The sequence below is a fragment of the Sulfitobacter sp. SK012 genome, assembly GCF_003352085.1.
GTDB lineage: Bacteria > Pseudomonadota > Alphaproteobacteria > Rhodobacterales > Rhodobacteraceae > Sulfitobacter.
This window is the reverse complement of the sequence record NZ_CP025804.1, coordinates 3657676-3684586: the sequence shown is the minus strand read 5'-3', so window position 1 is coordinate 3684586 and position 26911 is coordinate 3657676. Positions and strand designations below refer to the sequence as shown.

Here is a 26911-nt window from a genome sequence, read left to right as displayed (position 1 = left end):
GCATCACAACCTCGCGCCCTTTTTGCTATTCCGCAGCGATGGTGTCTGCTTTTTCCAAGACTTCACGCAGGTGCGCACGCTCTAAGCGTGCGCGGCCGACGATTGCGGGCTCACGCAAGGTATGGGGGCTGTTGAGGCGCAGCGTGCCGGGCATGACCCTTGCGATCTCAACACCGGAGAGTGCCGACAAGGGCACTGATAAAACGAGGCTCGCGACAATCGGCACCAACCACAACGAGATGAGTCCCGCCATCAACCCGCTGAGCAATATCAAACCAAACACCGTTTCAAACCAATGAAACGCCAAAAGCTCGCGCCAAGAATGACTGCGTGCTTCGCGTGATTGAGGTGCCCACGCTTCAGCTTGGCCAAAGGTTGCACGCAGCACGGCTTTGGTTTGCTGGATCATAAGGATCGGCGCATAGGCGATGGACAGCAGAACCTCGGTAACAAAAGCGCCAAGAAACGCGGGCACCCCGCCAAACACGCGCGCCGCCTTGGGTGTCGCTGCAATGATCCCGGCGCCTGCGATCTTGGGCGTCAGCAGCATCGCGTACATGATGACAAGAAAGACGGCTGAATCGATATGGCTCATCGCGGGGGGCCAATCAGGAAAGAGCGGGTTCGTTTCATTGAAATAGCGGATCACGTTGGTCTCAGAATCCTTGCCAAGCAATGACCAGATCACCAGCAACACAAACCATGCTGGCGACAAAAGATAAGCCACCGCACCGTGGAACAGATGAAAGCGCGAGACAGGATGGAACCCTGCCGTGCGGAGCAGACGCAGGTGTTGCAGATTGCCGCGACACCAGCGCCGATCGCGGATCACATAATCGACCAAGGTAGCAGGGGTTTCTTCAAAGCTGCCGGTGACACGCGGCAGGAACCGAACGCCCCATCCTGCACGGCGCAAAAGCCCCGCCTCAACAAAATCATGGCTTAGAATTAGTTGATCCTGGCCTCGCAAACCGCGCAAATGCGGAAGGCCCGCACTGTCTGCAAAGGCGCGCGTTCGGATGATCGCGTTGTGGCCCCAATAGTTGCCCTCATGGCTTGCCCATAGCGCCAAACCCTCGGCCAAAAGCCAGCCATAAGCGATGTTGGAGAACTGCTGCAACCGCGCGAAAACAGTGCGCGCCCCGATCAACATCGGAAAGGTCTGGATCAAACCGGCCTGCGGATCATGCGACAACTCAGAGGCCAACCGATCGATTGCGCGGCCCGACATCAGGCTGTCTGCGTCCAACACCACCATACCTTCGTATGCGGCACCCCATCCTTCGATCCAGTTCAGCAGGTTTCCAACTTTTTTGTCAGTGTTCATGGCGCGACGACGGTAGTGCACCGCAAATCCCCTGGGGGCCTCGGCCTGCAATGTTTGGAACGCACGCCATTCTTGCGCGGCAATCGCTTCGTCTCGCGTGTCGGACAGGACAAATAATGTATAGTTGTGCGGCCCGTTGCGTTGGGCGAGATCTTGAAGCATTGCCGCGGCATTGCCAAAGACATTAACGGCCACTTCGTTATAGGCGGGCACCAACAGCGCCACATCAAGGCCCTGCACGCCTTCGGGGCCACGTGTGTCAGCTTCTGCGCGGGCGAGCAGGCCAGCGATGGCGACGCCCACGGTGCTGACGGATAATGTGACCCAAACAAACGTCGCGCCAATCATCGTCAAGAGCGCCCATTCAAGGGACGTCATTCCAGCATCTGCGAGCCACCCATAGAGCCCATAAACCAACAGTGCCGTGCCAATCAGCGCTGGTACAAAAGTAGCCGCACGCCAGCGCCAGCCGATCTCGGCTTCAGCGGATGCCTTGCGCGGTAACTCCGTTGGCGTCGGCGCGCGGGAAAAATCCTGCACCTCGACATCCAGAGGCGCACGCGGCGGCATGTTTTCTGGCAACAATGGCGTCATGGTTTTGTCCACCGGTAGAGCCACACCTCACTCAGTGGGCGTCCATCAATCCGAAGCTGCGCACGAAACTCTGCAACGTCGGCCTCATCGGGTTGAAAGGTAAACGCCAACCGAGGCCCATTTGTTTCGGGGTTGCGTTGCAATATTCCCGGCGTGGTTTCCACATCATTGCTGCGCACCAAAATCTCGATGGTGCTCAGATCTTCTGGCAGGGCGTCGCCGGTTTCGAAATCGATCACAACAATCTGACCGCCCTCAGGTCGTCCACCCATCGCAGTATTCTGCACGCGCAACAGGCCGTGCTCTCTGGGCGCAGGCTCTGCTCCCCAGCGCAAACCGTAGCTCATCTTATGCTCGGACCCAGCTGGGATGGCTTTGGAAGGGCGCCAATATGCGACGATATTGTCGTAAATTTCAAGGTCAGCAGGGATTTCAACCAGCGTCACGGATCCTTGGCCCCAATCTTCGTTTGGGGTGATCCAGACAGCTGGGCGGTCGTGATACAGCGCCTCAAGATCGTTGTAGTCGCCAAACTCTCGCTTGCGTTGCATCAGTCCAAATCCGCGCGGGTTATTATCACCGAACGCGCTGATCTGAAGCCGTGTCGGGTTCGACAGTGGCCTCCAGATGATTTCACCGCCGCCGTTGTGAATGAGCAATCCGTCACTGTCATGAACAGCGGGGCGGAAATCCGAGAACCGCTGCCGCATGGTATCATCAAACAAGAACATAGATGTCAGCGGCGCGATGCCAACGTTCACCAACTCGGTGCGCGCAAAGAGATGCGCTTCAATCTGCATCTCAAGGACCACCCCGTGGGTGATCTCAAAACGGTAGGCTCCCGCTACACTGGGGCTGTCTAAAAGCGCGTGCAACACGGTTGTATTTGAGCCAGCTGCTGGTGTTTCCAGCCAGAATTCGGTGAAGTCGGGAAACTCTTCACCCATTGGGTCGCCCGTTTTGACCGCGAGGCCGCGCGCGGACAGGCCGTATATTTCACCTGTGCCAATGCCTCGAAAATAGCTGGCCCCTTGGAATACGGCGTATTCCTGAAAGATGCCGGGCTTTTCCAGCTCCGCGCGCAGGCGCAGCCCTGAGTAACCCAATGTCTCATCAAGCGGCAGTTCGGGGAATTCATCGGTGCGGTCAAAGACCTCAAGATCAAAAAGAACAGGGCTGGCCATGCCACCCTCGACCACATTGATGCCCACAGCCTGGGGAAAATAAAGGCCCGGCGGGAATACATCGACCCGCTGCGGGACCTCAGAGTTCTGCCAAAGAGCATTCCGACCATCAAACCAGATTTGACGGTATTGATCATAAGTCAGTTTTTGCCAAGCGTCCGGAACCATCGGGCGTGGCGCGTAATCCTTGGCAGCCAGCACGCGCGCTTTTTCAACAACATCAGCGTGGTCAAATTGCACCGCATTACCGACGCGGAGGCCAGGTTGATCCGCCCAAGCGACCTGCGGTACCGCTGCCAGTGCAGCGAGTGATTTGAGGACATCGCGACGTTGCATCAGTTTACTTTCTTTCGCCAAGGTTGTGATTTGAACCACCCGGCACCGTAGGCCGTTGCGACCAAGATAAGGGCTCCGCCAATATTCACCACCCAAACGTTGAATGTGTCGCGCCCGATCTGGTCCATAACAAAGCCCATGACCCGCGCAGTGAACATTGAGACTACAAAAACCGCAAGCGACTGCTGTCCGACCTTTAGAATGACGGCGACGACCCCCTGCCAGGCCCTCGCCAAAGCGCCTTGGCCGCTAGCAATCAGCCTTGCACCTTTGTCTCCGGCGAGAACCCAAGCAAGGTAAGCGAGGCTAAGAAAATGCAGATACCGAAAGAGACCAAAGTCACTTTTGTTGATCAGCGGCTTGATTGCGATCCGGGTATCTATGACCCAGTTTCCAGTTTCAGTGACGTAAAACCAATCCCGCGCGATTGCGCGAACGCCAATACTGCTAAGCGGGATGTTCGCGACCAAAATAAACACGGCCAGAGCAATCAAAAGGCTGTGGACTGGCGGTTTGGGGAGCCAACCGCGCATAAAAGCAAAGCCGGTAAAGAAGACCAATTGCCAGCCGAACGGGTTGAAGAACCACCGTCGATCCGACCAAGGCTCCGCCGGCAACGATAACCGCGCGGACCCCCAAAGCCATTCTTGGGCACCCAGCCAAACGACGAATACAAACGCCGCGACTGCCCATAGGTTAACACGCGACAGCGCCATGATGATGGGCATCATCGCAAGTACGACCATATACATCGGCAGAATGTCGAAATAGTTCGGCACATAGCTCAACGTAACAAGGCCAATCAAAGGCACAGCGGGATCGTTAAAGAACTTCCAAAGGTTCAGCGACCCAATGTAGTTTTTGTCGAAACCACCGTAGTAATCGAATGCTGCCAGCAGGGCCGCCACCGCGATGAAAAGTCCTAGATGCGCCCAGTAGACCTGCCAAACCCTAAAGGCCACGCGCGCCGTTCCAAGCCGCCAGCCCATGCGGTCGAACGTCCCACCAAAGGCGATCGCGGACGCCATACCGGAACAGAAAACGAAAATCTCCGTCGCATCAGAAAAGCCCCAGCGCGCTGGGATCCATGAGGTGAAAAAGTTACCCGGCGTATGCGCCATCAAGATGATGAACATGGCGATGCCGCGAAAGAAATCGAGCCGCAAATCGCGCACGCGGGGTGCGGATATTGCAGGGGCAGTTGCTATGGGCAGTGCGTCAGTTGCAGCCAGCGTCATGTTTTTTGATCTTCACTCATTATCAGGTAATCCAACAGCGCGCCGTTATTGTGCCGGAATGCGCCGAGCATAGTTAATCTTGTCGAAACGAACGGCTGCAAAACGGTCTTCGTTGCCTCCGCGCACAGCCAAACGGTCATGCAGGATTTGTTCGGCTTCGTTAAAGCGACCCGCACGCAGCCCCGCATCAATTGTCATGCGTTCAAACACATCGCGTTGGGCGTGACTACCGCCAATGCTCTGCATGGCAGGGCGTGCCGTCGCGAGGTGCCTAAAGGCGACGTCATACCGCCCTTCAGCAAAGGCATTAAGACCGGCAAGTGCGGCTTCACCGGGGTTGGCGATCCGTACGGGCATATCGCCGCTCTTTTTTGCGTCACGAGCAAAGCGTGCCATCATCGCATCTTGCGCAGAGCCCCGTTCGGCCCCCGTAAGCGCCAGCATATAATGCAGGTCGGCAAAGACCAGACAGCCATCTTCGACCCGCTTTTCGGAATGATCCGCCAATTCTGCCCAGCGGCGACCGACGTTGACCCCTTCGAGTTCAAGCCGCATCAACAGCGACGTTGCATTGGAGATATCGCGGTAATCATCTGTCTTGTCAGAGCGGATTTGCGCATCATAAAGGCCGAGCGCCACGTCAAGTTCGCAGCGATCAAGGTGGAGCAGCGCTTTGTGCCACCAGACATGATAGCGAAAATTGTTCGAGCCGGACCAAGCGGCGGTGTTGTCTTCGATCAGAGCGATCCCAAGATCGGGTCGCGCAGTCATGTCATGAACATGTGCCACCGCGTGCAGGCCCCAAGCATCGTCATGGGCCAAGGCGAGACCCGCATGCCCGACACGTTCGGCGGCCTTATATTCCCCGGTTTCTTCAAGCGTGAAGGCGTGGCAGCCTAACAGGTAACCTCTGCACGGATGATCGTCGCCATGCGCGCTTAGCACCCGCTCGATTGACGCGCGCATTCCAGTGCTGTCGCCTAGGATAAAGCGGATACCGTGACTTGCCTTGGCGGTGAGCGTGTCAGCCGTGAAGGTAGCAAGCACGTCCTCAAGCGCTGCGATCGCCCCGGTGGGGGATCCATCGAGCCATCGCGCAAGCGCCACGATCCAGCCTGCCTCGCGGGCTGTGATCTCCGTTTGGCGCTGCAAATCTTGTGCCGATGCAAGGGCTTGGCGCGCGGTCTCAACCAGTTCAGCCCGGCCCATCATCAGTGAAAACATCCCCCGTGCCGCATGGGCCATGGCAAATTCGGGTTCGGCCGTCAAAAGCGCGCCAAGGTGTACTGGGGTTTGTGTTCCATGGGCCAAAAACGCAACAATCATTGCGTTCCAATCTTCAAGCGCATCGGCGGAAGATAGGGTCACAGGGCATGTACAAATATCGGTTCTGATCACAAGGTCTACCTTTAACTAATGTCTACAATCATTAGAAATAGCGGCATTGGAGGCGTTTAAGAACGATCTTGATCGCTGTCACACGTCAACGTGAAGCCGTCCACAAGTTTCGTGAGCAGATGTGTCAGTCGTTCTCAAAAATGGCGTCAATCTGCGTAAACTCAAGGGACTGGAGCAGTTTTCCGCTGGTCAATCCGTGGTATCTGCGCCGGTGTCCTTGGCCCATGTTTCAAGAATCTCGTCGGTATCTTGGCCAAAACGCGGAGGGGGACGGCGATAAGTGACGGGGGTCTTGGACAATTTGAGCGGATTGCCAAGTAGGCTGACCTGTCCTGATGCAACGTCATCAACAGGCATTTCAAACACCGTGCCACGGGCCTTTGCCTGTGAAGATGAAAGCGCTTCGCCGACAGTGTTGATGGGACCAGCTGGTACTTTTACAGATTGCAGAGCCGCAAGTAGATCGTTCTTGGTCCAAGTTTGAATGGCTGGGACTAAATGCACCATCAACGCGTCGCGGTTTTCGATCCGGGCGAGGTTTGTGGTGAACTTCGGATCCACCACTAAATGGACCAACCCAAGAACATCACAGAACCGAGCAAATTGCGGGTCATTGCCGACAGCCAACAACAGGTGACCGTCAGAACATTCAAAGGCATCGTATGGGACGATGTTGGGATGTGCATTGCCGCGCCGCTGGGGAAGCTCGCCTGACGTCAGGAAATTCACACCCTCATTGATCAGCCACGCCATCTGGGCATCAACCAGCGCCAGATCGATGTGCTGGCCTTCGCCCGTCGCGTCACGGTGGCGCAAGGCGGCCAGCACACCGATGGTCGCGTACATGCCGCACATGACATCCGCGATGCCCACGCCCACTTTTGTCGGCACTCCGTCTGGATCGCCCGTCAGCGACATAATCCCGCCAAATCCCTGAGCCATCAAATCATAGCCGGGCTGCTCTCGATTTGGACCGGTTTGTCCGTAGCCGGAGATTGAGCAATAAACCAGCGCCGGGTGCTTGGCCAAAAGCGTTTTGTGATCCAGCCCGTATTTGACCAGACCGTCAGGCTTGTAATTTTCAACGATCACATCGGCCCGAGCGGCGAGCTGGCGTATCGTGCGTTGGCCTTCGTCGGTTGAAATATCCACGGCGATGGACTGCTTGTTGCGGTTCGAAGACATAAAATAGGCGCTGAGGTCGGTGCGGTTTCCGTCGGCGTCCAAAGCAAAGTTCGGTCCCCAACCCCGCGTATCGTCACCGCCCGATTTCGGATTCTCAACCTTGATCACGGTCGCACCCAAATCACCCAACATCTGCGTACAGGTGGGGCCCGCCAGAATCCGACTGAGGTCGAGCACAAAAAGCCCGTCAAGCGCCCCAGGGGTTGGTTTAGATGCGTCCGACATAGGCACCTCGTTCAATACCACAGGCTTAGACGGTAAAACCGCCCGCCTGTTTGAGGAGTAAAACGCACCGCGCAGCAGTGCGGATTATGTAGGGCAGGTGCCCTTAGCGGCGACGATCGCGCCGTGCGGACATTGGTTGGAACGCCACACCGACATGGGCCTCGCAATAAGGCTTGCCTTGTTGCACAGGCAGGCCGCAGAACCAGAAGTCCTCGGTCGCGGGATCACCTACAGGCCATTTGCACGTCCGTTCCGTCAGTTCCATCAGGCTGATCTTTTTGGCCTTCTTCTCGATTTCGTTGACCTTAGCCAACGCTTCGGGACTGATTTCATTTGCAGATGGCTGCGGTGGCAGCGGTTGCCCCGCTGGGATAATCTGCTTGCGTGAAGGGATGACCGCATTTGGGTCAATCGCAGGCTCGGTCTTAAGCTCAGGCTTCACCCGTACGGGTGCCTCCTTGACCTTCGGCTCTACCTTTGGTGCAGGTTTTGCCTTTGCGTCGGGCTTGGCTGCTGCACCTGCCGTCGCACGGTTGGACAGGCCCAAACGGTGCACTTTGCCGATCACCGCATTGCGTGTGACCCCGCCCAATTCCTTGGCGATCTGGCTTGCGGATTGGCCTTCGCCCCACATCTTCTTCAGCGTTTCCACGCGGTCATCGGTCCAGGACATTTCGCCATTCCCCATTTAAAAAGCGGCCCGGTAAGCGGACCGCTTTGTCATTCTTAGCTCTCTATAATAATCGCTCACCTGTCAGGCGCAAGGTGTGAAGCGTCATTGGTCAGTATGAGATTGCGGTACGACGGTCTTTAGTCGCGCTTCGCGGACCGCCAGCAACACCGCCCCGGCCACAATCACCGCGGCACCCAATACAGACACTGCATCGGGAACGACACCGTAGAACGCAACATCGTATAAGGCCGCAAAGATCAACGTAGCATAGCTGAACGGAGCAACAAAGCTGGCATCCGCCCGCGCCATTGCGTTTACAAAACAGGTCTGAGCGACCGCCATGCAGCCGCCCAACGCGGCCAGCAGCCCCCATTGTGCGGCGCTTGGTGCCTGCCAAACAGGAATTACTGCAATACTGGCGATGCAAAACCCGATAAGATTATTGACCAAAAGGATCTGAAACGGGGCCTCTCGGCCTGCCAGTTTCTTGATGAAAATCAACTCGAGCCCCATTATCATTGCAGCAGACAAGGCCAAAAGGGCCGCGGGCTCAAAGCTTTCAGGGGTTGGGCGCAACAATATCAGCGCCCCGACAAAGGCAAAACCTGCTGCGGACCAACGGACCCGCCCAACCTTTTCGCCCAAAAGAGGGATCGCAAGCATCATCGCAAAGACCGGGTTTAGGAATGAAATCGCCGTGGCGACAGCCAGCGGAATAAACTGCACGCTTGCAAACATCAGGGTGATCCCACCCCATCCGCAACTCGTGCGCGCGATATGCAGGCCCCAGTTTGGGCGCTCCAACGCGGGGCGTAGGATTGCCGCTGCCGAGCTTAACGCCAAAAAGGCGAATAAAAATCGGCCATGGCTGATTTGTAAGGGATGCAGCGGCACCCCGTACTCTTGCGATCCCAAGGCCTTGGCCATCAGCGTGGTCAGCGCCACAAAGGCTGAGGCGATCAAGATCAGGCTGGCCGCTAAGGCATTGTTGGGGGGCTTTGCTTGGTACACCAGTTTGCTATGCCGCGACCGGATGCTGCGAGCTAGTTGCGAAATTACCCTTTGCTAATCCTGACCGGACGTTCTACCAAAACCTCCATGAACACTGCGTACAATATCCTTTCCCGACGACGCTGACGCTGTGCCCTTTGCGGGCTCAGCTTGTCTGACTGCACGCCTGTTTATTCCCATCCCTTATCCACTTGACCCTCCGCGCTTCGCATGGCCTTCTGAGCCTTCGATGCGGCCCTTTACAAGGATGATCCAGATGATCGATTCCGTTCTGCCGACCTATTCCCGTGCCCCCATGAGCTTTGTCAAAGGCGAAGGCACCTGGCTGATCGAGGCGGATGGCCGACGTTTTCTGGATCTTGGGGCAGGTATCGCAGTTAATGCATTGGGCCATGCCCATCCTGCGTTGGTGGCGGCTCTCACGGAGCAAGCGTCAGCGCTTTGGCACACCTCAAACCTCTACCACATCCCGCAGCAGCAGGCTTTGGCGGACCGGCTTGTGGAGCATACCTTTGCCGATACAGTCTTTTTCACCAATTCGGGCACAGAAGCTTGCGAACTGGCCGTAAAAATGGCGCGTAAATATTTTTACGACAAGGGCCAACCCGATCGTACTGATATCATAACTTTCTCAGGGTCGTTCCATGGCCGTTCCTCTGCGGGGATCGCGGCTGCGGGATCTGAAAAGATGACCAAGGGCTTTGGTCCTTTGCTGCCTGGTTTTGTGCATCTCGAATTTGATGATCACGACGCACTCGCAGCCGCGATCAATGATAAGACGGCAGCGATTATGTTGGAGCCGGTTCAAGGTGAGGGAGGCATTCGCCCGCTGCCTGATAGCTGCCTCAAAGGCCTACGCGATCTGTGTGACGAGCATGGCGTGCTGATGATCCTTGATGAAGTGCAATGTGGTGTGGGCCGTACAGGCAAACTCTTTGCGCATGAATGGGCCGGGATCACACCGGATATTATGATGGTTGCCAAGGGCATTGGTGGCGGATTTCCTCTGGGTGCCGTGCTTGCAACTGAAGACGCAGCATCGGGCATGACAGCTGGAACGCACGGCTCCACTTATGGTGGCAACCCTCTTGGTTGCGCCGTGGGTTGCGCGGTTATGGACATTGTCGCTGATCCAGAATTTCTGGCCGAGGTGAACCGCAAAGCCGGCCTTTTGCGTCAAAAGCTAGAAGGGCTTGTCGCGTCGCATCCAGATGTATTTGAAACCGTGCGCGGCTCAGGCCTGATGCTGGGCGTGAAATGTAAGGCCAGCAATATTGACATCGTCAACGCGTGTTACGCTCAAGAAGTCATTACCGTGCCGGCCGCTGATAATGTGATCCGACTGCTGCCGCCTCTCACGATTTCTGACGATGAAATTGCAACCGCCGTTGACCGGCTTGATGCCGCCGCTTCTAGCCTTTCTGCCTGACACTTTCGGTTAAAAAATATCCTCGGGGCTTCGAGGGGGCAGGCAGCCCTCTCGTGCTCTCTAACAAGAGACATACGATGACAAATTTTCTCGATATTCACCAAACTTCAGCCGCGGATTTGCGCGGGATCATCGACAGCGCGGCCTCCATGAAGGCCGCGCGGGCGGGCCGTCCACGTGGGGCGCTTGATGATGACCAGCCTCTCAAGGACCATATGGTCGCGCTTATCTTTGAAAAGCCATCCACACGGACACGCGTTTCTTTTGATGTCGGCGTGCGTCAAATGGGGGGGCAAACGTTGGTGCTTTCAGGTGCTGATATGCAGCTTGGCCATGGTGAGACCATCGCAGACACCGCACGAGTATTGTCGCGCTATGTGGATTTGATCATGATCCGCACATTCGAAGAGCAAACCCTGCTGGATATGGCCGAATACGCCACTGTTCCGGTGATCAATGGGCTGACCAACCGCACGCACCCTTGCCAGATTATGGCTGATATCATGACGTTTGAAGAACACGCTGGCCCCATCAAAGGCCGCAAAGTGGTTTGGACAGGTGATGGTAATAACGTCTTCGCAAGCTTTGCCCACGCGGCCAAGCAATTCGACTTTGAGCTTGTCTTTACCGGTCCGCCGCCGCTTGATCCTGAGACTGCTCTGAACGGCCTTTACTCGATTGAGCGTGATCCGCAGAAGGCAGTTGCAGGAGCTGATTTGGTTGTGACTGACACGTGGGTATCGATGCACGATCCGCAATCCGCGCGGGAACGTCGCCACAATCAGTTGCGCGGGTATCAGGTTAACGATGCCCTCATGGGCCACGCCAAACCTGAAGCGCTGTTTATGCACTGCTTGCCCGCGCACCGCGATGATGAGGCGACAAGTTCGGTGATGGACGGGCCAAGTTCAGTGATCTTTGACGAGGCTGAAAACCGTTTACATGCGCAAAAGGCCATCATGCGCTGGTGCTTGGGAACCTAAAGCAGCCCGAACAACAATCAAAGTGCGCGCAAAATCGCTTTCAGCTCAGGCTCGGCTACAAGATCAGCAGCCTCGGTTGGTGCGAACCACTTGCGCGTACGCTGCCCTGCTTCGGGATAGTCCGCCGACAAATCAGTGACTTCCGCCAGATAAACGGATGCTTCGACCGGAACGGTTTCGCCGCCCCTCATGCCCTTGTCATAGTCGTAAAATCCGATGGGTTCGGAGACCATATCAGCATGCTTTACGCCGGCTTCTTCCCACGCTTCAACACGTGCAGCGCCAGCACCATCCAGCCCGTCGATGGGCCAGCCTTTGGGGACGATCCAACGCCCGGTGTCACGGCTTGTGATCAGTAAAACTTCTTTTCCGTCAGTGGTTTGGCGGTAGCAAACTGCAGCGACTTGCGCGCGTTTTGGCCGGTGCCAAATGGGCCGGATCATTTCTGACCAAGCCGCCCTAAAAATGTGCATCATAGTTTTTATCCGTCTGTCTCAATTGTTTTTTTATTATCGTTGAGCGATTTAATATAACTCAAACCTTAAGAAATTACAAATCACGCTCAAGGCATGAGTGATTTTTCGCTTTGAGTGCTGATACTTACTGTGAATTTTATGTGCCGCGCGGCTTGGCACGCAAGGTTGGATCCGCCTGTGTCGGGTCTTCGGGCCAGGGATGTCGCGGATAACGGCCGCGCATGTCTTTGCGCACATCTGCATAAGATGCAGCCCAAAAACCGGGCACGTCCATCGTCACCTGCACGGGCCGTTGGGCGGGCGACAACAAGGTCACCTGCAGCGGTTTTCCAGCGACTGTCGGGTGCCGGTTGGTGCCAAACATCTCTTGCAGTCTCACGGCAATTTGGGGCGCGTCCCCGTCATAATCAATCGCAATGCGTCGACCCAACGGTGTTTCGAAATGCGAAGGAGCAGCGGTATCAAGCATCTGTTGCTGGTCCCAATCCAGCCGTGCGCGCAGGGCAGGGAGCATATCAAAGCGCTTCCAGTCAGCTGCGTTGCGCACCCCGGTTAAATGCGGGAGGAGCCAATCCTCTAGCGATTTCATGAGGCTGTCTTCGCTGAAATTGGGGAAATCTTCGCGTCCGTTGAGCAACCGTGCACGAGCCAGAAACCGCGCCGCAGGTTTGTCGGGGGCCAGCCCAAGTTGGCGCACGCCGTCCAGCATTGCACGCGCAATGTGATCAGGCGGCGCATCAGACCAGCTACGATCATCCAGGACCAAGGCTCCAAAGCGTTCGTGCTGGCGCGTCTCAACGCGGTTATCGCGTCGTGACCAGACACAGACATCATGCCAACTGATTTGCGCCCCAAAACTACTGCGCAGGGCTGCATCGCTCAAGACGGCAGCCTGCCGGATGCGAGCTTCGCGGGGGTCGCCGTCTAGATCGGTGGCCACAATCAGTCGCATGCCAGCCAGCGCATCACCGTCGGGCATCACAGCGCCCTTGCCGCCAGACAGAACATAGCGCGGGGCGTCGCCTTTACGGCGCAACCCGATGCGGTCGGGGTAGGCCAAAGCGGCCAGCGTGCCCAGATCGTTTGGCCCGTTTGGTTGGGTATGTCGCGCCAGGCGTTTGGCTTCTTGGCGGATGCGAGCAAGGGCAGGCATGTGCGCATCTGAAACAGAACGGTCGCCTTTGATGGCGCGCAGTCGCAGCGACAGATCCACGCCAGCACCCCGCAAGGGATCACGCTCTGAGAGCAGAGAGGCCAGCAGCGCCGCATCGCCACCGCCCTTGGTGAGCATATGTGCAAGGCGCGGATGCAACGGCAGCCGGGCAAGGATGCGGCCGTGCGCAGTGATGCGCAGATCTACGTCGAGCGCGCCCAACATCTGAAGGACTGCCTGCGCCTCAGCCAGACGTCCCGGATGTGGCGGGGTCACAAAAGCCAGATCGCTGGCCTGCGCACCCCACAAGGCCAATTCCAGTGCAAATGCACTTAGATCGCCGGCCTCGATTTCCGCCGGGGGGTACGCTGCCAACGCGCCATCTTCGCCGCGGGTCCAAAGCTTGTAGGCTGTGCCTGGTTCAACGCGACCGGCGCGTCCCGCACGTTGGGTTGCCTCGGCGCGGGTGACGCGCTCGGTAATCAGTCGCGACATGCCTGAGGACGGATCGAAGCGTGCCCGCCGTGCGCGGCCTGCGTCGACCACGATGCGGATGCCTTCAATGGTCAGTGATGTTTCTGCGATGGATGTCGCCAGCACGACTTTACGGCCAGTTGTGGCTGGGGCAATCGCTGCGCGCTGTGCTTTGAAGTCCATCGCGCCAAACAGCGGTGCAAGAGTACAATCATCAGGCAACTGGCCCTTAAGCAGGTTTTCGACGCGCCGTATCTCGCCTTCGCCGGGCAGAAACACCAACGCGGAACCGGGCCCTTCTGACAAAGCGCGCAGCACCAGATCAGCAACTGCAGCCTCAAAGCGCTGTGTCTTGCCAAGCGGTCGATCGAGCCACTGTGGCGTGACGTCAAAGCTGCGCCCTTGGGACGTGACGACCGGCGCATCCATCAATGCAGCGACAGGCGTCGCATCAAGCGTCGCAGACATCACAACGAGCATCAGATCGTCGCACAAGGCCTCCGCGATCTCAAGGCAAAGTGCGAGGCCCAGATCAGCATTCAGCGAACGTTCGTGGAATTCATCAAAGATCACAGCGCCCACGCCGGGCAAATCTGGCGCTTCTTGGATCATGCGGGTCAAAATGCCTTCGGTCACGACCTCAATCCGCGTGGATTTTGAAACGGCGGAGGCACCGCGCACCCGAAACCCCACGGTGTGCCCAACGTCCTCGTTTAAGGTAGCGGCCATGCGTTCGGCCGCTGCCCGTGCCGCAAGACGGCGCGGCTCCAGCATCAAGATACGCCCAGTGGTCAGGTTAGCTGCCAGCATCGCTAGTGGTACGCGCGTTGTTTTGCCCGCACCGGGCGGGGCCTGAAGGACGACACGGGCGTGATCGCGCAAGGCGCTGATCACCTGCGGCATCACCGCGTCAATGGGAAGGGTCAAAGCCATATCGATGTTATCCGCGCTGACGCCGCGCGGGGCAAGGCTGGACATTTGGGCGTCCTCACTTGAAAACGAGATAACGACGGAGGCCCACATGGATATCACCGACTTGGCCCGCGGCATTGCCAAAGGGGAACGCCGCGCGCTGGCGCGAGGGATCACGCTTGTTGAAAGCTCGCGTGAAGACCACCGGGTTTTGGCCGCCGAACTCTTGGCTGCAATCCCTCAGGGACGCGAGGCGCTGCGTATCGGCCTGTCTGGTACGCCCGGGGTGGGCAAATCCACTTTCATCGAGAGCTTTGGCATGATGCTAACAGGGCAGGGGCTGCGGGTGGCCGTGCTTGCGGTTGATCCCAGCTCAGCCCGCTCCGGTGGGTCGATCTTGGGGGATAAGACGCGCATGGACCGGCTGGCCCGTGATGGGAATGCGTTTATTCGCCCCTCTCCAAGCCAAACCCATCTCGGCGGGGTCGCGCGGCGATCACGAGAAGCGGTGGCGTTGTGCGAGGCTGCGGGATTCGACGTGGTGTTGATTGAAACGGTGGGCGTGGGTCAGTCAGAGACCGTCGTGGCGCAAATGTCGGATGTGTTTTTGTTGCTCTTGGCCCCAGGAGGCGGCGACGAGTTGCAAGGCGTGAAACGCGGGATCATGGAAATGGCCGATCTCATTGTGGTCAACAAGGCTGATGGTGATTTGAAACCCGCAGCGATGCGGACCCGTGCGGATTATGCCGGGGCTTTGCGGTTGATGCGCAAGCGTCCCCAGGACCCCGAGGGGTATCCTTGCGCGACAACTGTCTCTGCGCTTGAGGAAAACGGCTTGGCTGAGACATGGGATGCACTGTGTGAACTGACGCAGTGGCGGCGCGAGAATGGCTTTTGGAAGCAAACCCGCGCAGATCAGGCGCGTTACTGGTTTGAGGATGCAGTAAAAAACGCGCTTTTGGCACAGCTGGAGACGCCCCATGCGCGCGCGGCCCTTGCCCAGCTCGGCAAGGCGGTCGCCCGTGGTGACGCTGAACCAAGTGCGGCTGCCCGCGACTTTGTGCAAAGGTTGGGGATAAAGTAGGGTGCATCTTGCGCATCCGGGTTGACCCCATGCGCGATTCCTCCTAAAGCCAGCGAACCAATTTCAGGGTTGCCCTTCGCGCGACCCGCAATGCTGTGGCACCGGATCGCCGGGACCACAGACAGCCAAAAGGATGATCCCATGTCGCGCCGTTGCGAATTGACCGGAAAAGGCCCGATGTCGGGCAACAATGTAAGCCACGCCAACAACCGCACCCGTCGTCGGTTTTTGCCGAACCTTAACGACGTGACGCTTCAGTCCGAATCGTTGGGCCGTAGCTTCAAGTTGAAAATCTCTGCCGCTGCCCTGCGCAGCGTCGACCACCGCGGTGGGCTGGATCAGTATCTGGCCAAGGCGAAAGACATTGAACTGTCTGCCAACGCGATGAAGATCAAAAAAGCTATCGCAAAGTCTGGCTCAGAAGCAAACGCTCTGACGTCCTAAGACGATTTTGCAGAATTAATACTGCAGCCCCGGTCCGCATTGGCCGGGGCTGTGGCGTTTTGGCGACTCCAAACTAGGAAAGCGCTGGGCTAAACCAAGCCTGAATCATGCTTGAGAAGGAGCACTCCATCGTGAAAAACCGGTCTCTCATCACTGGTATCGTTGCCGTTGTTGGCCTGTTGGCTGTCTTTATGGCCGTGCTCACTTTCAAGGCTGCCCCTGTCGATCCAATGGTCAAGGTCATGGTGGTAAGGGATGCCTATTTGCGCAGCTCGACCCCAAGCTCAAAATCAGGTGCGGGCTTCATGGAATTAATCAATCAGACCGGCCAAGATGACCGACTGATCGGTGTACGCTCAGATCTTGACGGGATGGTGCAGCTGCACAGCCATTCCGAGGACGCGAATGGCGTTATGACGATGGGCGAAATCGAAGGCGGCGTTGTGATTCCGGCCGGTACTACGCATCTTTTTGCACGCGGGGGCGATCACCTGATGTTAATGGGAATGACAGCGCCGCTGGATCAAGGCCAAGAAGTACCCGTGACGTTGATCTTTGAGACCGCAGGCGAAATCAAAGTGATGATTCCGGTCGATAGCGAACGTTAACTCGCCAAGAGAGCATCGACCCAAGCAGGCACCGTCTGTGTCGCGGGTCCGGTGATGTGACGCGCGAACTGCGAACCGACGGATGAGGGCTCAAGATTGATTTCGACCGTGTCTGCCCCGGCGCGCCGCGCTTCGGCGACGAAACCGGCCGCAGGATAGACATTGCCCGATGTTCCAATCGCAGCAAACAGATCCGCTTGCCCGAGTGTCTCGAATATCTCATCCATCTGATACGGCATTTCGCCAAACCAGACGATGTCAGGTCGCGCAGCGGGCTGGCTGCAGGCAGGGCAGGTGTCACCAGCCGCCATGACCATCGGGGCCTCCCATCGGTGATCGCAAGCAGCACATAGAGCAGAATTCACGGCGCCGTGCATATGGATCAGGTTTCGCGTCCCGCCTCTCTCGTGCAGGGCATCCACATTCTGTGTCACAACCAACACACGGCCCGAATGCTCGGCCTCTAGGCGTGCCAATGCCTTATGCGCGGCGTTAGGGGCAGCCTCGGCGGCTTGCGCCCGGCGGGTGTTGTAAAAATCAACAACCAGCTTGGGGTCGCGTGCAAACCCTTCTGGGGTGGCAACATCTTCAACACGGTGCTGCGCCCAAAGGCCTGTCTCGGCACGAAATGTCTCAAGCCCGCTTTCCGCGGAAATGCCGGCACCTGTGAGGATAACGATATTGCTCATGAAAATTGCTCCATTGGCGGATATTAGGGCCGAGATCCACTGCGGGCCAATGGCTCAGATATTTCGAGGTGGTGCAGTTTGATGATTGTTACTGCCCATGTGACACCTCTGAAATGTGAAACCGTTGGGGTATAAAGTCAACGCTGACTACCGGTCAATCCACGCCCTATTGTGGCTTGCCGGGCAACATCGCAAGATGCCCAAAAGGAACCTAAGATGAAGATTGCTACCGCCGCCTATCCTTTGGATGTGCTCAGCTCTTGGGCTCAGTACGAGGACAAAATTGCTGCCTGGATTTCAGTTGCTGCCAAAGAGGGTGCGGACCTCGCGGTCTTTCCCGAATACGGCGCAATGGAGTTGGCAACGCTTGCCGGTATGGACGTGGCCGCTGACCTTGAGGCATCGCTTTTTGCGGTCTCAGATAGGCTGGCGGATGCCGACACGCTGCACCTACGCCTTGCCGCAGAGCATAACATGCACATTGTCGCGGCCTCAGGCCCTACCGCTACGCAAACCCGCCCTGTAAATCGAGCACGTCTCATTACACCCGGTGGTCAAGTCGGCGTGCAAGACAAGCAAATCATGACCCGGTTTGAGCGCGATGTTTGGGGGGTGATCGGAGGCAATAAGTTGCAGGTCTTTGATACTGCCATAGGGCGCATTGGTATCTTGATCTGCTATGACAGCGAATTCCCGCTGCTGGGACGCGCCTTGATGAAGTGCGACATCATTGCCGTGCCTAGCGTGACTGAGGCCCTTGCAGGCTATTGGCGGGTCCGTACCGGATCGATGGCGCGTGCATTGGAAAACCAATGCGTCACGGTGATGTCTTCTATTGTAGGACCTGCTGATTGGTCAGAGGCTTTGGGCAATCCGATCGGGGCAGGAGGGGTGTTTTGCCCGCCAGACACAGGCTTTCCTGATACGGGTGTGTTGGCCGCGGGGCAAATTTGCGCCCCGGGGTGGACCTATGCCGAGGTCGATTTGAACGCCATTGCACAGGTGCGCGCAGACGGTGTTGTGCTGAACCGTGCGCACTGGCCTGAACAGGCCGGCCGCGACACTCCGGCGCTTAATGTGGCTTTGCGCTGAATCACCCTTGAAAATCTGGTTAAATGCGCCCATCTAAGCCTGCGCCCTCATATCGGAGGGTAAAAGGATCAAGGAGAGACCATGGCCAAGGAAGATATTCTCGAATTCCCCGGTGTCGTAAAGGAACTCCTGCCGAACGCGACATTTCGGGTCGAGCTTGAGAACGGCCATGAAATCATTGCGCACACGGCAGGCAAAATGCGGAAAAACCGTATTCGTGTTCTTGCAGGTGACAAAGTTCAGGTGGAAATGACCCCCTACGATTTGACCAAAGGTCGGATCAACTACCGGTTCAAGTAACCGCCTGAAAAGGCGCGTCTTTTGGGGCGCGTCAGGGGGTATCGCTATGACATTTATTCTGGGCTCAGGCTCTCCGCGTCGGTTGGAATTACTGGCGCAAATCGGCGTTGTGCCCGATGCCGTACGTGCGCCTGACATCGACGAGACACCCAATACAGCAGAATTGCCGCGTCCCTATTGTGCCCGTATGGCACGCGAAAAGGTTGCGGCGGTTCCCGCAGAGCATGATGATATTGTGCTGTGCGCTGATACGACCGTCGCCATAGGCCGCCGGATTCTTGGCAAGCCTGAGGACGCGATCGAGGCCGCCGCTTTCTTGCGCGCCATGTCGGGACGCCGCCACAAGGTTATTACCGCGGTGGCAGTGAAGCGTGGCGGCAAGGTCTGGGAAAAGGACGTCGTCAGCACCGTTCGCATGAAAAGTCTGTCTGAAGCAGAACTCGCGGCCTATATTGCGACTGGTGACTGGCAAGGCAAAGCGGGGGGCTACGGCATTCAAGGGCCGGCTGGCGCATTGATCCCGTGGATTTCAGGATCCTTTACGGGCATTGTCGGCTTGCCCTTGGCAGAGACCGCGAATCTGCTGCGCGCAGCACACGACCACATTGATGGAGGCACGCCATGAAAGGCCGCACAATTATTCTGGACCATTTCGGTGAGGTCGAAGCTGCGGCCCTTATGGTCGACGGCCAACTCGACGATCTGCTCATTGATGGCGATGCGCCGCGTGTCGGCACCGTCTACCGTGCGATCGCGGACCGACCTGTCAAAGGGCAGGGGGGCATGTTTCTAAAAACGCCGGACGGCGCTGCGTTTCTACGACAGATCAAGGGGCTTGCCCCTGGACAACCGATCCTGTGCCAAGTCACTGGCTTTGCCGAACCCGGCAAGGCGATCCCAGTCACAGCCAAGATTTTATTCAAAAGCCGCTATGCCATTGTTACGCCTGATGCGCCGGGCCTGAATATCTCGCGTCGAATTCGGGATGAGCCAGAGCGGGACCGGCTGTTGGAGATCGCGCATGAGGCGATGGGGGATGCAAAACATGGCCTGATTCTACGTTCATCCTGTGAAGGCGCAGATTCGGATGCCATCTCTGATGACGTCGAAGCAATGCTGGCGCTTGCAATCACTGTGCTGGACGATGCTGAGACCTCCATGGAGGTCCTTGCCGAGGGGGACGGTCCCCATATCCTCGCTTGGCGCGATTGGGTCGCCAAGGCGGAAGTCGTGACAGATGAGGGCGGTTTTGGCGATCATGCCGTGTTGGACGCCATCGACATGTTGCTAACGCCTCAAGTCAACCTTGCGGCTGGGGCATCGATGTTTGTTGAGCCGACCCGAGCACTGGTTGCTGTCGACGTAAACACAGGCGCTGATGCGTCATTGGCTGCGGGGATCAAAGCGAACATGTCTTGCGCCCGTGCGTTGCCGCGCGCGTTACGGCTCAGGGGCCTTGGCGGGCAGATCACGCTTGATCTTGCACCGATGCCCAAGAAGGACCGTCGCAGCTTTGAGACTGCCCTAAGACAGGCCTTCCGCGGTGATGAGGTGGAAACAACCCTTGTTGGATGGACTCCCCTGGGCCATTACGAGCTGCAGCGCAAACGTGCCCGCGCGCCATTACTGGAAGTCTTGCCATGAGTTGTCCGATCTGCGCGACACAGACCCATGCAAAATACCGCCCCTTCTGCTCGCGCCGCTGTGCTGACATCGATTTGGCCAAGTGGTTCAATGGCTCATATGCGGTGGCTTCGCAGGACCCAGAAGACCTAGAAGAAGCGCTTGAAACGGCCGCCCGTGAAGAGCTTCAAAAGCCGCATTGAGCAGTGTCTTAATATCCGTGCAAAAAGAGGCTGGACACCCCCGCCGCAAGCCCCTAGAAACCGCTCACCCGGCCTCGTCAGAGGCCTCCCGTGCCTGGGTAGCTCAGGGGTAGAGCAGTGGATTGAAAATCCTCGTGTCGGTGGTTCGATTCCGCCCCCGGGCACCACTTAAGACTAATAGAAACAACGATAAAATTGATATCGTTGCTGCCTGCTCTTTTTGAGTATTATCTTGAGTGCATTTACCATTTTATTTTCGCAACTCGTAACGGTGTGGTCCTTAACTACTGCAGGATTTCACTTGTCGCGAACAGTATTGAGCTGTTCGAAGGCAACAAAGGTATCTTGCCAAGCAACTTTGTTCACCAAGTAAAATCACCAGGGTTGTATTGAATATCGTTCCTGGATTTTTTCGCTCTCTTTTGCGAGCCAGCGTTCCATTTAAAATTAGCTAACCAATATGGTGCGTTGGGAAAATTACTACGAACACCCAGCCCGGAGGATGTTTGTCTGTCTCTATGGTTTCAGGGTCCATCGACCTGCTCAAGATCACGAATTAATTCCCTGCCGTCAATGTATACCGCAGTATACGGTTGGCGTTGGTTTGTGCATGGGCTATGAGACGGCAACCCCATCTAGGAGCTGACCATGTACGATATTATCTATACCAAGGTAGACGAAGCGCCAGAGCTAGCTTCTGCGTCTTTCCTCCCGATCATCAAAAGGTTTGCTGCAGCCGCTGGTGTTTCCATTGGCACAAAAGATATTAGCCTAGCGGGACGCATCCTTGCTGCGTTCCCTGAGCATCTGAGCGCGTCGCAGCAACAGTCGGACGATCTGGCAGAGCTGGGCCGTCTCGTGAAAACGGCAGAAGCCAACGTGATCAAATTGCCAAACATTTCGGCGTCTGTACCGCAGCTCGTTGCAGCTGTGAAAGAGCTCCAAGCTCAGGGTTTTGCGTTGCCGGATTATCCCGAAACACCCAACACAGACGCGGACAAGGCTGTTCGAGGCAAATATGATGGCCTCAAAGGGTCCGCGGTAAACCCAGTTCTGCGGGAGGGTAACTCCGATCGTCGCGCAGCCAAGGCTGTCAAAAGCTTTGCGCAAAAAAACCCACACCGCATGGGGGACTGGTCGGCCGATAGCAAAACGCATGTTTCCGCGATGTCTGGCGGCGATTTCTTCTCAAATGAAGTTTCCACGACAATCAACAAAGACGTCGTCGCCAAGATCGTTCTGACCACAGACGCAGGCGATACAGTCCTCAAGGAAAATATCGCTTACCCTGCGGGCACAGTGGTTGATGCCACATTTATGAGTGCGGATGCCCTCAAGACCTTTCTGGCAGGCGAAATTGAGAAAACCAAAGCGGACGGCACGCTTTTCTCCCTGCATATGAAGGCCACCATGATGAAGGTTTCTGACCCCATCATCTTTGGTCACGCGGTCAAAGCGTTTCTAGCGCCAGTCTTTGACGCGCATGGGGATGAGATGGCCACGCTGGGGGTAAACCCGAACTCCGGACTTGGTGATCTGCTAGAGCGGGTTAAAGTTAATGCAGCGATCCTGAAAGATGTCGAGGCTTGCATGGCGGCACGTCCGCCTATGTACATGGTTGATTCCGACAAAGGCATAACCAACCTGCACGTTTCATCCGACGTGATTATCGACGCCTCAATGCCTGCACTTATTCGTGCCGGTGGCAAAGGGTGGGGGCCGGATGGCAGTGAATCAGACGCGAACTGCGTGATCCCCGACAATTCTTATGCGCCCGTTTATGACGAAACGATCAAGTTTTTCAAAGAAAATGGCAAGCTGAACCCTGCCACCGTGGGCACGGTTCAAAATGTCGGGTTGATGGCGCAAAAGGCCGAAGAGTACGGCTCACACCCCACGACCTTTGAGGTGGCCAAGGCGGGAACGGTCAAGATGATCCTTGAGGATGGCACCGTGATGCATTCGCATAGCGTTGCGGCGGGCGATATCTGGCGGTCTGCATCTGCACGCAAGGCGCCCATTGAAGACTGGGTGAACCTTGCCATCGACCGTCAAAAGGCCGAAGGCTGCCGTGCTATTTTCTGGCTAGACGCCGCGCGCGCGCATGACGCAGAACTAATCGCCTACGTCAAACCGATCCTAGAGGCCAAAGGCGTTGCGGATAAGTTTGAGATTATGGCCCCCCGCGAAGCCACCCGTGCCTCGTTTGAGACTATCACCAAGGGCGAGAATACAATTGCCATCACCGGCAATGTGTTGCGCGATTACCTAACCGATCTGTTCCCGATCTTGGAGCTGGCGACTTCTGCCAAGATGCTGTCGATCGTCAAACTGATGAACGGTGGTGGTCTGTTCGAAACCGGTGCTGGCGGCTCTGCGCCCAAGCATGTCCAACAGCTGGTAGAAGAAAATCACTTGCGTTGGGACAGCCTGGGCGAGTTCTGTGCACTGGGAGAAAGCCTGACGTTCCTTGCCGACGCTAAGGGCAATGAAAAGGCCCGTGTGTTGGGTCAAGCCGTTGACGCGGCTACTCAGGGCATTCTGGATAACAGCCGCTCGCCATCGCGCAAAGTTGGCGAGCCGGATAACCGGGATAGCCACTATTGGTTTGCGCGCTATTGGGCCGAAGCATTGTCAGACCAAACAGACGATGCCGAGCTTGCAGGGCATTTTGCGCCCATCGCAAAAGCGCTGGCTGCCAACGAAAGCAACATTCTAGCTGAGCTTGCTGAGGTTCAAGGGCCTCCTGCTGATCTCGGCGGGTACTTCCGCACGGATGTAGCCAAAACAGTTGATGTGATGCGTCCGTCAAAGACGTTGAATGAAATAATCGGCTGAGCGATCTGAGACTATTGGGCCGCGTACTGAAGAATGTGCGCGGCCCAATTTCCTACCAGCGATCAAACTTCCTCAAATTAATGTTCCGAGCTCGAAGGCCCTGGCCGAGTTTATCCCCTCGGCACTCGGCAGCCTTCTTTTTCCCAAAGCGGGCATAAATTAGTTTCGCGTCGATCTGAGTTTTAATGTGCCGTTTTGTCTTTGATAAACGCATGGATTTTCGTTGCTATGTCAGACGCTGTTGCGCCGGCTTCTTCGAGGGTTGCCGTCCCAGAGATTGTCCAGCCTGCACTAATGTTGACCGCCTTTTCAATTGCCATACCGGACATCGCACAGGCCGTATCATTGCAAGCAACGATAAATGAGAGCGTCGTATCAAAGGGGCTTACCACTTCGCAGCTGATCGTTTGGGAGGGTGAAAGATCTACATGGACACAAAGGAAATCAGCACCCTGTGTGGCGGAATTGCCTGCCGCACTGCGTGCTATCCGGTGGCCTTCTAAAGGTTCCTGAGCCAGCTTTGCAGATGTCGCAGATAGACGTTTGATGTTCAGATTAGTCATCTCAGGCGCGACTAGATTGGATGAATAACTCAAAGCTGTGACCAAGGGGATTGGTTGATTGTGGCCATCGGTAAAGACTGGTTCTATGTCAGTACACGCTACCGATCCGCTTTCAAAAAGAGGCTCGCCATCGCGCTTAACCTTAAATGTCGGGCCACCGCGAAGTAGTGAACCGTCTGCTGTAATAGCGCCAAAGTCGACGAACCGAAAATACTCAGGACAGCTCTGTGCTTGTGCGTGATTGATCCATAAGCACGCGGCGAGCACATAAACAGATATCGAAAGCGCATTTCTTTTCATTTGTGAACTTTGCCAAGTTAGTGAGAACGAACATTGGCCCTATCCTATTTGGGCCCTGCGGTTTTTACAGCCTAAAAAGGTCATCACTGCTTGCCATGCTTGCGGCACTCTTAGAGACATAATGTTAAAGATCTTTAGGTGGCAATCTGTGGTTCTTGAGGTTTGTGGCTAGCGGGGGCTGCGTCTGCGATTTCAAAGAGCCCGCTTCACATTGTTATCTCTGAATCGTTTGCTGGATCAGTTCGTTGACCTGCCGCGGTGTTTCAATCGAAGAGGAGTGACCAGCTCCTTTGAACACTTGCAACACTGATCCTTTGATTGCCGCATGTAGGCTTTCTGATTTTGCTGGAACAGTCGCGATGTCTTCATCCCCCACACCGATCCCAACCGGGATTTGGATTTTACTCAACAGGCCCTTGCAATCTTTGCGGTCAATGACCCCTTGGACCGCGCGGGTAATGCCAATCCGATCATTGCTGGTTATTATTTTAGCCCACTTCTGCCTTTCGCCTGCCCGATGGGCATCGTTCAAAAAAGACTGGCCAAACATTATTGGCATGACGCGGCCAATGACTGCCCACAAGCCGATCCAGCGCGCTACGATATTGAGCATCCGGTACTTTGGGCCGTTTTCATGCGGCTCCGGATCCGCTGAAGTATCGAGTAAAGTCAGTGTTTTCAGCAATTCTGGATGTTGTGCGGCCAAGCGCATGCCCACAAAACCACCCATGCTCAACCCCACAAAATGGCACGGCGCGATATCCAAATGTCTGATAAGTTCTGCAGCGTCATCCGTAAGCGTATCGATATCATACCCGCTGTCGGTAATGCCGCTGTGCCCTTGCCCACGATGGTCGAAAGCAATGCATCGATAACGATCCCGAAATTCCGCGATTTGAGCTTCGAACATCGCTCCGCTGAACAGAAGGCCATGTGAGAAAACGATCGTTTCACCAGCTCCTTCAGTGTCGGTGTAGTGAATGCTTGCACCATTCAATTTGGCATATGGCATGAATTTCCCCCGGGGCTAAAATGCACCATAGCACGCGTTTACGTAAGTCGGCCGCCTGAACACTGTAATTTTGACAAGTATTGTTGTCGAAACTTTTGCTGCCAACATTTGTGGATGGATGGCCAAAGCTAATCGATGAGGTTTTGCGGCGAAACTTCGGGGCACGGCAATTGCCCGGCGAAGAAGAACTGGCGGTCCCAGCCTTTCTGTACCATCGTTGTGCCGATAGACAGTGAGGCAAGCGACGATGAGTTCTACAGACGAATCCCAAACTGACGCCAAGGCACGACGCGCAAAGGGCGAGTTTGTACGCGGCGTCAGCAAGTTTCGTTCCGTGTTAGGCGAAGACAATCGCTTCCCTGCAGAGCCTGGGCGCTATCATCTGTTTGTCGCGCTTAACTGTCCATGGTGCCACCGTGTGACGCTCGCTCGCAATGTTCTTGGCCTACAAGACAGTATTACCATGGACGTGGCGTTCCCCAGTCGAACAACAGAAACGGATCCTATTGAGCCTAATCGCTGGGAGTTTAATCCTACGCGCGTGGCGTCATTGACCAATACAACCTTGCCCGAGTGCACAGCTGAAACCGCTACGGGACAGAACTTCCGGCTCGCCAAGCAGATTTACCAGGCTGAAGGGTCTGATGAAGCGTCTGTTCCGATCCTTTATGACAAGAAAACCAAGCAGATCGTCGCCAACGAGAGCGCCGAAATTATTAGGATGCTGAACCAACAGGCCCATGCGCTCGGCAGTATCATTTCAGACGATCTGAGACCGGACCTCTATCCATTGGGCAGCGAGTACATTGCGTTGCGACACGATATCGACGTGCTCAACACGCAAATTTATGCGGACATCAACAATGGCGCATATAAGGCCGGTTTCTCTTCCGATCAGGCGATCTATGCCGCTGCCTTCGCGCAGTATTTTGAAACGCTGGGTACGCTAGAAGAACTGTTAGCTTCTGATTGCCGCCAGTTTCTGACTGGCAACTACTTTACTGAGGCAGATCTTCGTCTTTTTCCAACGCTCTATCGGCATGACCCGGTTTATTACGTTCGGATGAAATTGAACGGTGCTAGGATTTTGGACTACCCGAATCTTTGGCGTTGGCTGTGCCGCGTGTACGCAGTGCCGGGCGTGGCGGCCAGTAATTCATTGGTACATTGCCGTCAGGGTTACTTTGGCCGATCGTGGAACAATGTAGTTCCTCTGGGGCCGTTCCACCCTAAGCCTTATCCAGAAGCTTATTTGCATCCGGAACTCGCAAACTAATCCATCGGATCAAATAAATATTCAGCTTAACGGATGCACAGTGGGAAGGGTTTTTTGGTTCAATGAACCAACATTTCTGGTCTGAGTATCTTGGCGCATTTTGGTAATGCTTCGAAAGCTCAAACGCTGATCAAGGAACTGTGGTCGAAATGAATATGCTCAGATTCGCGACATTTCTACCGCTTTCATCACCTAACACGCTGCAGACACGGCGAAATTCCTGCCCTAGCTGAACACAGCGTCTCATCTGCAGTCGCGGACTACAACATTCCGGGCCTGGT

General features: G+C 56.1%; 24 protein-coding genes and 1 tRNA gene. 13 read left to right on the top strand and 12 right to left on the bottom strand.

Annotation, left to right across the window (positions count from 1 at the left end):
* Positions 1-25 precede the first annotated feature (25 nt).
* The 7 genes from mdoH to C1J03_RS17930 form a co-directional block, all read right to left on the bottom strand.
* The gene (gene mdoH / locus C1J03_RS17960; RefSeq protein WP_114887833.1) at positions 26-1921 is read right to left on the bottom strand and encodes a glucans biosynthesis glucosyltransferase MdoH; all 1896 of its coding nucleotides are present in this window, start codon (positions 1919-1921) and stop codon (positions 26-28) included.
* Positions 1918-3441: a glucan biosynthesis protein gene (locus tag C1J03_RS17955; RefSeq protein ID WP_114887832.1), complete on the bottom strand. Its 1524-nt coding sequence runs from the start codon at positions 3439-3441 to the stop codon at positions 1918-1920. The genes mdoH and C1J03_RS17955 overlap by 4 nt, the downstream gene beginning before the upstream one ends.
* Positions 3441-4679: an OpgC family protein gene (locus C1J03_RS17950; protein WP_114887831.1), complete on the bottom strand. Its 1239-nt coding sequence runs from the start codon at positions 4677-4679 to the stop codon at positions 3441-3443. Before C1J03_RS17950 ends, C1J03_RS17955 begins: the two co-directional genes overlap by 1 nt.
* 45 nt (positions 4680-4724) lie before the next feature.
* Positions 4725-6074, bottom strand: a complete 1350-nt coding sequence (locus C1J03_RS17945) for a tetratricopeptide repeat protein (RefSeq protein ID WP_174234508.1) — start codon at positions 6072-6074, stop codon at positions 4725-4727.
* 192 nt (positions 6075-6266) lie between these two features.
* The gene (locus C1J03_RS17940) at positions 6267-7487 is read right to left on the bottom strand and encodes a CaiB/BaiF CoA transferase family protein (protein ID WP_114887830.1); all 1221 of its coding nucleotides are present in this window, start codon (positions 7485-7487) and stop codon (positions 6267-6269) included.
* A 103-nt stretch (positions 7488-7590) separates the two neighbouring features.
* Positions 7591-8160: a GcrA family cell cycle regulator gene (locus tag C1J03_RS17935; RefSeq protein WP_114889071.1), complete on the bottom strand. Its 570-nt coding sequence runs from the start codon at positions 8158-8160 to the stop codon at positions 7591-7593.
* A 102-nt stretch (positions 8161-8262) separates the two neighbouring features.
* Entirely contained in the window at positions 8263-9171 is a 909-nt protein-coding gene (locus tag C1J03_RS17930; RefSeq protein ID WP_114887829.1) for a DMT family transporter, read from the bottom strand.
* A gap of 256 nt (positions 9172-9427) precedes the next feature.
* On the opposite strand from C1J03_RS17930, the gene C1J03_RS17925 reads away from it, so the two are divergent.
* Positions 9428-10600 (top strand): aspartate aminotransferase family protein, encoded by a 1173-nt coding sequence (locus tag C1J03_RS17925; RefSeq protein ID WP_114887828.1) that lies wholly within the window; start codon positions 9428-9430, stop codon positions 10598-10600.
* A 77-nt stretch (positions 10601-10677) separates the two neighbouring features.
* A complete protein-coding gene (gene argF, locus C1J03_RS17920) occupies positions 10678-11583 on the top strand; it encodes an ornithine carbamoyltransferase (RefSeq protein WP_114887827.1) in 906 nt (301 codons plus the stop codon).
* Between the two features lie 17 nt (positions 11584-11600).
* Here argF and C1J03_RS17915 read toward each other — a convergent pair whose 3' ends face one another.
* Both C1J03_RS17915 and hrpB read right to left on the bottom strand, forming a co-directional pair.
* Complete coding sequence (locus C1J03_RS17915; RefSeq protein ID WP_114887826.1) at positions 11601-12059, bottom strand: NUDIX hydrolase; 459 nt, start codon at positions 12057-12059, stop codon at positions 11601-11603.
* 136 nt (positions 12060-12195) lie between these two features.
* Positions 12196-14619: an ATP-dependent helicase HrpB gene (gene hrpB / locus C1J03_RS17910; RefSeq protein ID WP_114889070.1), complete on the bottom strand. Its 2424-nt coding sequence runs from the start codon at positions 14617-14619 to the stop codon at positions 12196-12198.
* An 88-nt stretch (positions 14620-14707) separates the two neighbouring features.
* On the opposite strand from hrpB, the gene meaB reads away from it, so the two are divergent.
* From meaB to C1J03_RS17895, 3 genes are all read left to right on the top strand, one after another.
* Positions 14708-15682 carry a methylmalonyl Co-A mutase-associated GTPase MeaB gene (gene meaB / locus C1J03_RS17905; RefSeq protein ID WP_114887825.1) on the top strand — a complete coding sequence of 325 codons (975 nt, stop codon included), beginning with the start codon at positions 14708-14710 and terminating at the stop codon, positions 15680-15682.
* Positions 15683-15823: 141 nt separating this feature from the next.
* Positions 15824-16126 carry a 50S ribosomal protein L28 gene (gene rpmB / locus C1J03_RS17900; protein WP_114889069.1) on the top strand — a complete coding sequence of 101 codons (303 nt, stop codon included), beginning with the start codon at positions 15824-15826 and terminating at the stop codon, positions 16124-16126.
* Between the two features lie 131 nt (positions 16127-16257).
* Entirely contained in the window at positions 16258-16734 is a 477-nt protein-coding gene (locus tag C1J03_RS17895; protein ID WP_254694087.1) for a copper chaperone PCu(A)C, read from the top strand.
* Here the strand turns inward: C1J03_RS17895 and C1J03_RS17890 are convergent.
* Positions 16731-17423, bottom strand: coding sequence for an NAD-dependent deacylase (locus tag C1J03_RS17890; RefSeq protein WP_114887824.1), 693 nt, complete (start codon positions 17421-17423; stop codon positions 16731-16733). The two genes, C1J03_RS17895 and C1J03_RS17890, sit on opposite strands and share 4 nt — an antisense overlap.
* Positions 17424-17639: 216 nt before the next feature.
* Here C1J03_RS17890 and C1J03_RS17885 point away from each other — a divergent pair, with 216 nt between their 5' ends.
* The 7 genes from C1J03_RS17885 to C1J03_RS17855 all read left to right on the top strand — a co-directional run bounded on the left by C1J03_RS17885 (position 17640) and on the right by C1J03_RS17855 (position 23479).
* Positions 17640-18515 (top strand): carbon-nitrogen hydrolase family protein, encoded by an 876-nt coding sequence (locus C1J03_RS17885; protein ID WP_114887823.1) that lies wholly within the window; start codon positions 17640-17642, stop codon positions 18513-18515.
* An 81-nt stretch (positions 18516-18596) separates the two neighbouring features.
* Positions 18597-18815 (top strand): translation initiation factor IF-1, encoded by a 219-nt coding sequence (gene infA, locus C1J03_RS17880; RefSeq protein ID WP_010137880.1) that lies wholly within the window; start codon positions 18597-18599, stop codon positions 18813-18815.
* A 46-nt stretch (positions 18816-18861) separates the two neighbouring features.
* A complete protein-coding gene (locus C1J03_RS17875) occupies positions 18862-19440 on the top strand; it encodes a Maf family protein (RefSeq protein ID WP_114887822.1) in 579 nt (192 codons plus the stop codon).
* Positions 19437-20459: a ribonuclease E/G gene (locus C1J03_RS17870; protein ID WP_114887821.1), complete on the top strand. Its 1023-nt coding sequence runs from the start codon at positions 19437-19439 to the stop codon at positions 20457-20459. The genes C1J03_RS17875 and C1J03_RS17870 overlap by 4 nt, the downstream gene beginning before the upstream one ends.
* Positions 20456-20641, top strand: coding sequence for a DNA gyrase inhibitor YacG (locus C1J03_RS17865; RefSeq protein WP_114887820.1), 186 nt, complete (start codon positions 20456-20458; stop codon positions 20639-20641). Before C1J03_RS17870 ends, C1J03_RS17865 begins: the two co-directional genes overlap by 4 nt.
* Positions 20642-20733: 92 nt before the next feature.
* Positions 20734-20808 (top strand) — tRNA-Phe (locus tag C1J03_RS17860).
* A 481-nt stretch (positions 20809-21289) separates the two neighbouring features.
* Positions 21290-23479 carry an NADP-dependent isocitrate dehydrogenase gene (locus tag C1J03_RS17855; protein ID WP_114887819.1) on the top strand — a complete coding sequence of 730 codons (2190 nt, stop codon included), beginning with the start codon at positions 21290-21292 and terminating at the stop codon, positions 23477-23479.
* A 182-nt stretch (positions 23480-23661) separates the two neighbouring features.
* On the opposite strand, the gene C1J03_RS17850 is transcribed toward C1J03_RS17855, so the two are convergent.
* On the bottom strand, positions 23662-24342 hold the full coding sequence (locus C1J03_RS17850) for a hypothetical protein (protein WP_114887818.1): 681 nt from the start codon (positions 24340-24342) through the stop codon (positions 23662-23664).
* 214 nt (positions 24343-24556) lie between these two features.
* Positions 24557-25354 (bottom strand): alpha/beta fold hydrolase, encoded by a 798-nt coding sequence (locus C1J03_RS17845; protein ID WP_114887817.1) that lies wholly within the window; start codon positions 25352-25354, stop codon positions 24557-24559.
* A 247-nt stretch (positions 25355-25601) separates the two neighbouring features.
* Here C1J03_RS17845 and C1J03_RS17840 point away from each other — a divergent pair, with 247 nt between their 5' ends.
* A complete protein-coding gene (locus tag C1J03_RS17840) occupies positions 25602-26630 on the top strand; it encodes a glutathione S-transferase C-terminal domain-containing protein (RefSeq protein ID WP_114887816.1) in 1029 nt (342 codons plus the stop codon).
* Positions 26631-26911: the final 281 nt, after the last annotated feature.

Coding starts and splice junctions, on each gene's coding strand:
- mdoH (WP_114887833.1), bottom strand. CDS start 1,921: ATGACGCCATTGTTGCCAGAAAACATGCCGCCGCGTGCGCCTCTGGAT.
- C1J03_RS17955 (WP_114887832.1), bottom strand. CDS start 3,441: ATGCAACGTCGCGATGTCCTCAAATCACTCGCTGCACTGGCAGCGGTA.
- C1J03_RS17950 (WP_114887831.1), bottom strand. CDS start 4,679: ATGACGCTGGCTGCAACTGACGCACTGCCCATAGCAACTGCCCCTGCA.
- C1J03_RS17940 (WP_114887830.1), bottom strand. CDS start 7,487: ATGTCGGACGCATCTAAACCAACCCCTGGGGCGCTTGACGGGCTTTTT.
- C1J03_RS17935 (WP_114889071.1), bottom strand. CDS start 8,160: ATGTCCTGGACCGATGACCGCGTGGAAACGCTGAAGAAGATGTGGGGC.
- C1J03_RS17925 (WP_114887828.1), top strand. CDS start 9,428: ATGATCGATTCCGTTCTGCCGACCTATTCCCGTGCCCCCATGAGCTTT.
- argF (WP_114887827.1), top strand. CDS start 10,678: ATGACAAATTTTCTCGATATTCACCAAACTTCAGCCGCGGATTTGCGC.
- C1J03_RS17915 (WP_114887826.1), bottom strand. CDS start 12,059: ATGATGCACATTTTTAGGGCGGCTTGGTCAGAAATGATCCGGCCCATT.
- hrpB (WP_114889070.1), bottom strand. CDS start 14,619: ATGGCTTTGACCCTTCCCATTGACGCGGTGATGCCGCAGGTGATCAGC.
- meaB (WP_114887825.1), top strand. CDS start 14,708: ATGGATATCACCGACTTGGCCCGCGGCATTGCCAAAGGGGAACGCCGC.
- rpmB (WP_114889069.1), top strand. CDS start 15,824: ATGTCGCGCCGTTGCGAATTGACCGGAAAAGGCCCGATGTCGGGCAAC.
- C1J03_RS17890 (WP_114887824.1), bottom strand. CDS start 17,423: ATGAGCAATATCGTTATCCTCACAGGTGCCGGCATTTCCGCGGAAAGC.
- C1J03_RS17885 (WP_114887823.1), top strand. CDS start 17,640: ATGAAGATTGCTACCGCCGCCTATCCTTTGGATGTGCTCAGCTCTTGG.
- infA (WP_010137880.1), top strand. CDS start 18,597: ATGGCCAAGGAAGATATTCTCGAATTCCCCGGTGTCGTAAAGGAACTC.
- C1J03_RS17875 (WP_114887822.1), top strand. CDS start 18,862: ATGACATTTATTCTGGGCTCAGGCTCTCCGCGTCGGTTGGAATTACTG.
- C1J03_RS17870 (WP_114887821.1), top strand. CDS start 19,437: ATGAAAGGCCGCACAATTATTCTGGACCATTTCGGTGAGGTCGAAGCT.
- C1J03_RS17865 (WP_114887820.1), top strand. CDS start 20,456: ATGAGTTGTCCGATCTGCGCGACACAGACCCATGCAAAATACCGCCCC.
- C1J03_RS17855 (WP_114887819.1), top strand. CDS start 21,290: ATGTACGATATTATCTATACCAAGGTAGACGAAGCGCCAGAGCTAGCT.
- C1J03_RS17850 (WP_114887818.1), bottom strand. CDS start 24,342: ATGAAAAGAAATGCGCTTTCGATATCTGTTTATGTGCTCGCCGCGTGC.
- C1J03_RS17845 (WP_114887817.1), bottom strand. CDS start 25,354: ATGCCATATGCCAAATTGAATGGTGCAAGCATTCACTACACCGACACT.
- C1J03_RS17840 (WP_114887816.1), top strand. CDS start 25,602: ATGAGTTCTACAGACGAATCCCAAACTGACGCCAAGGCACGACGCGCA.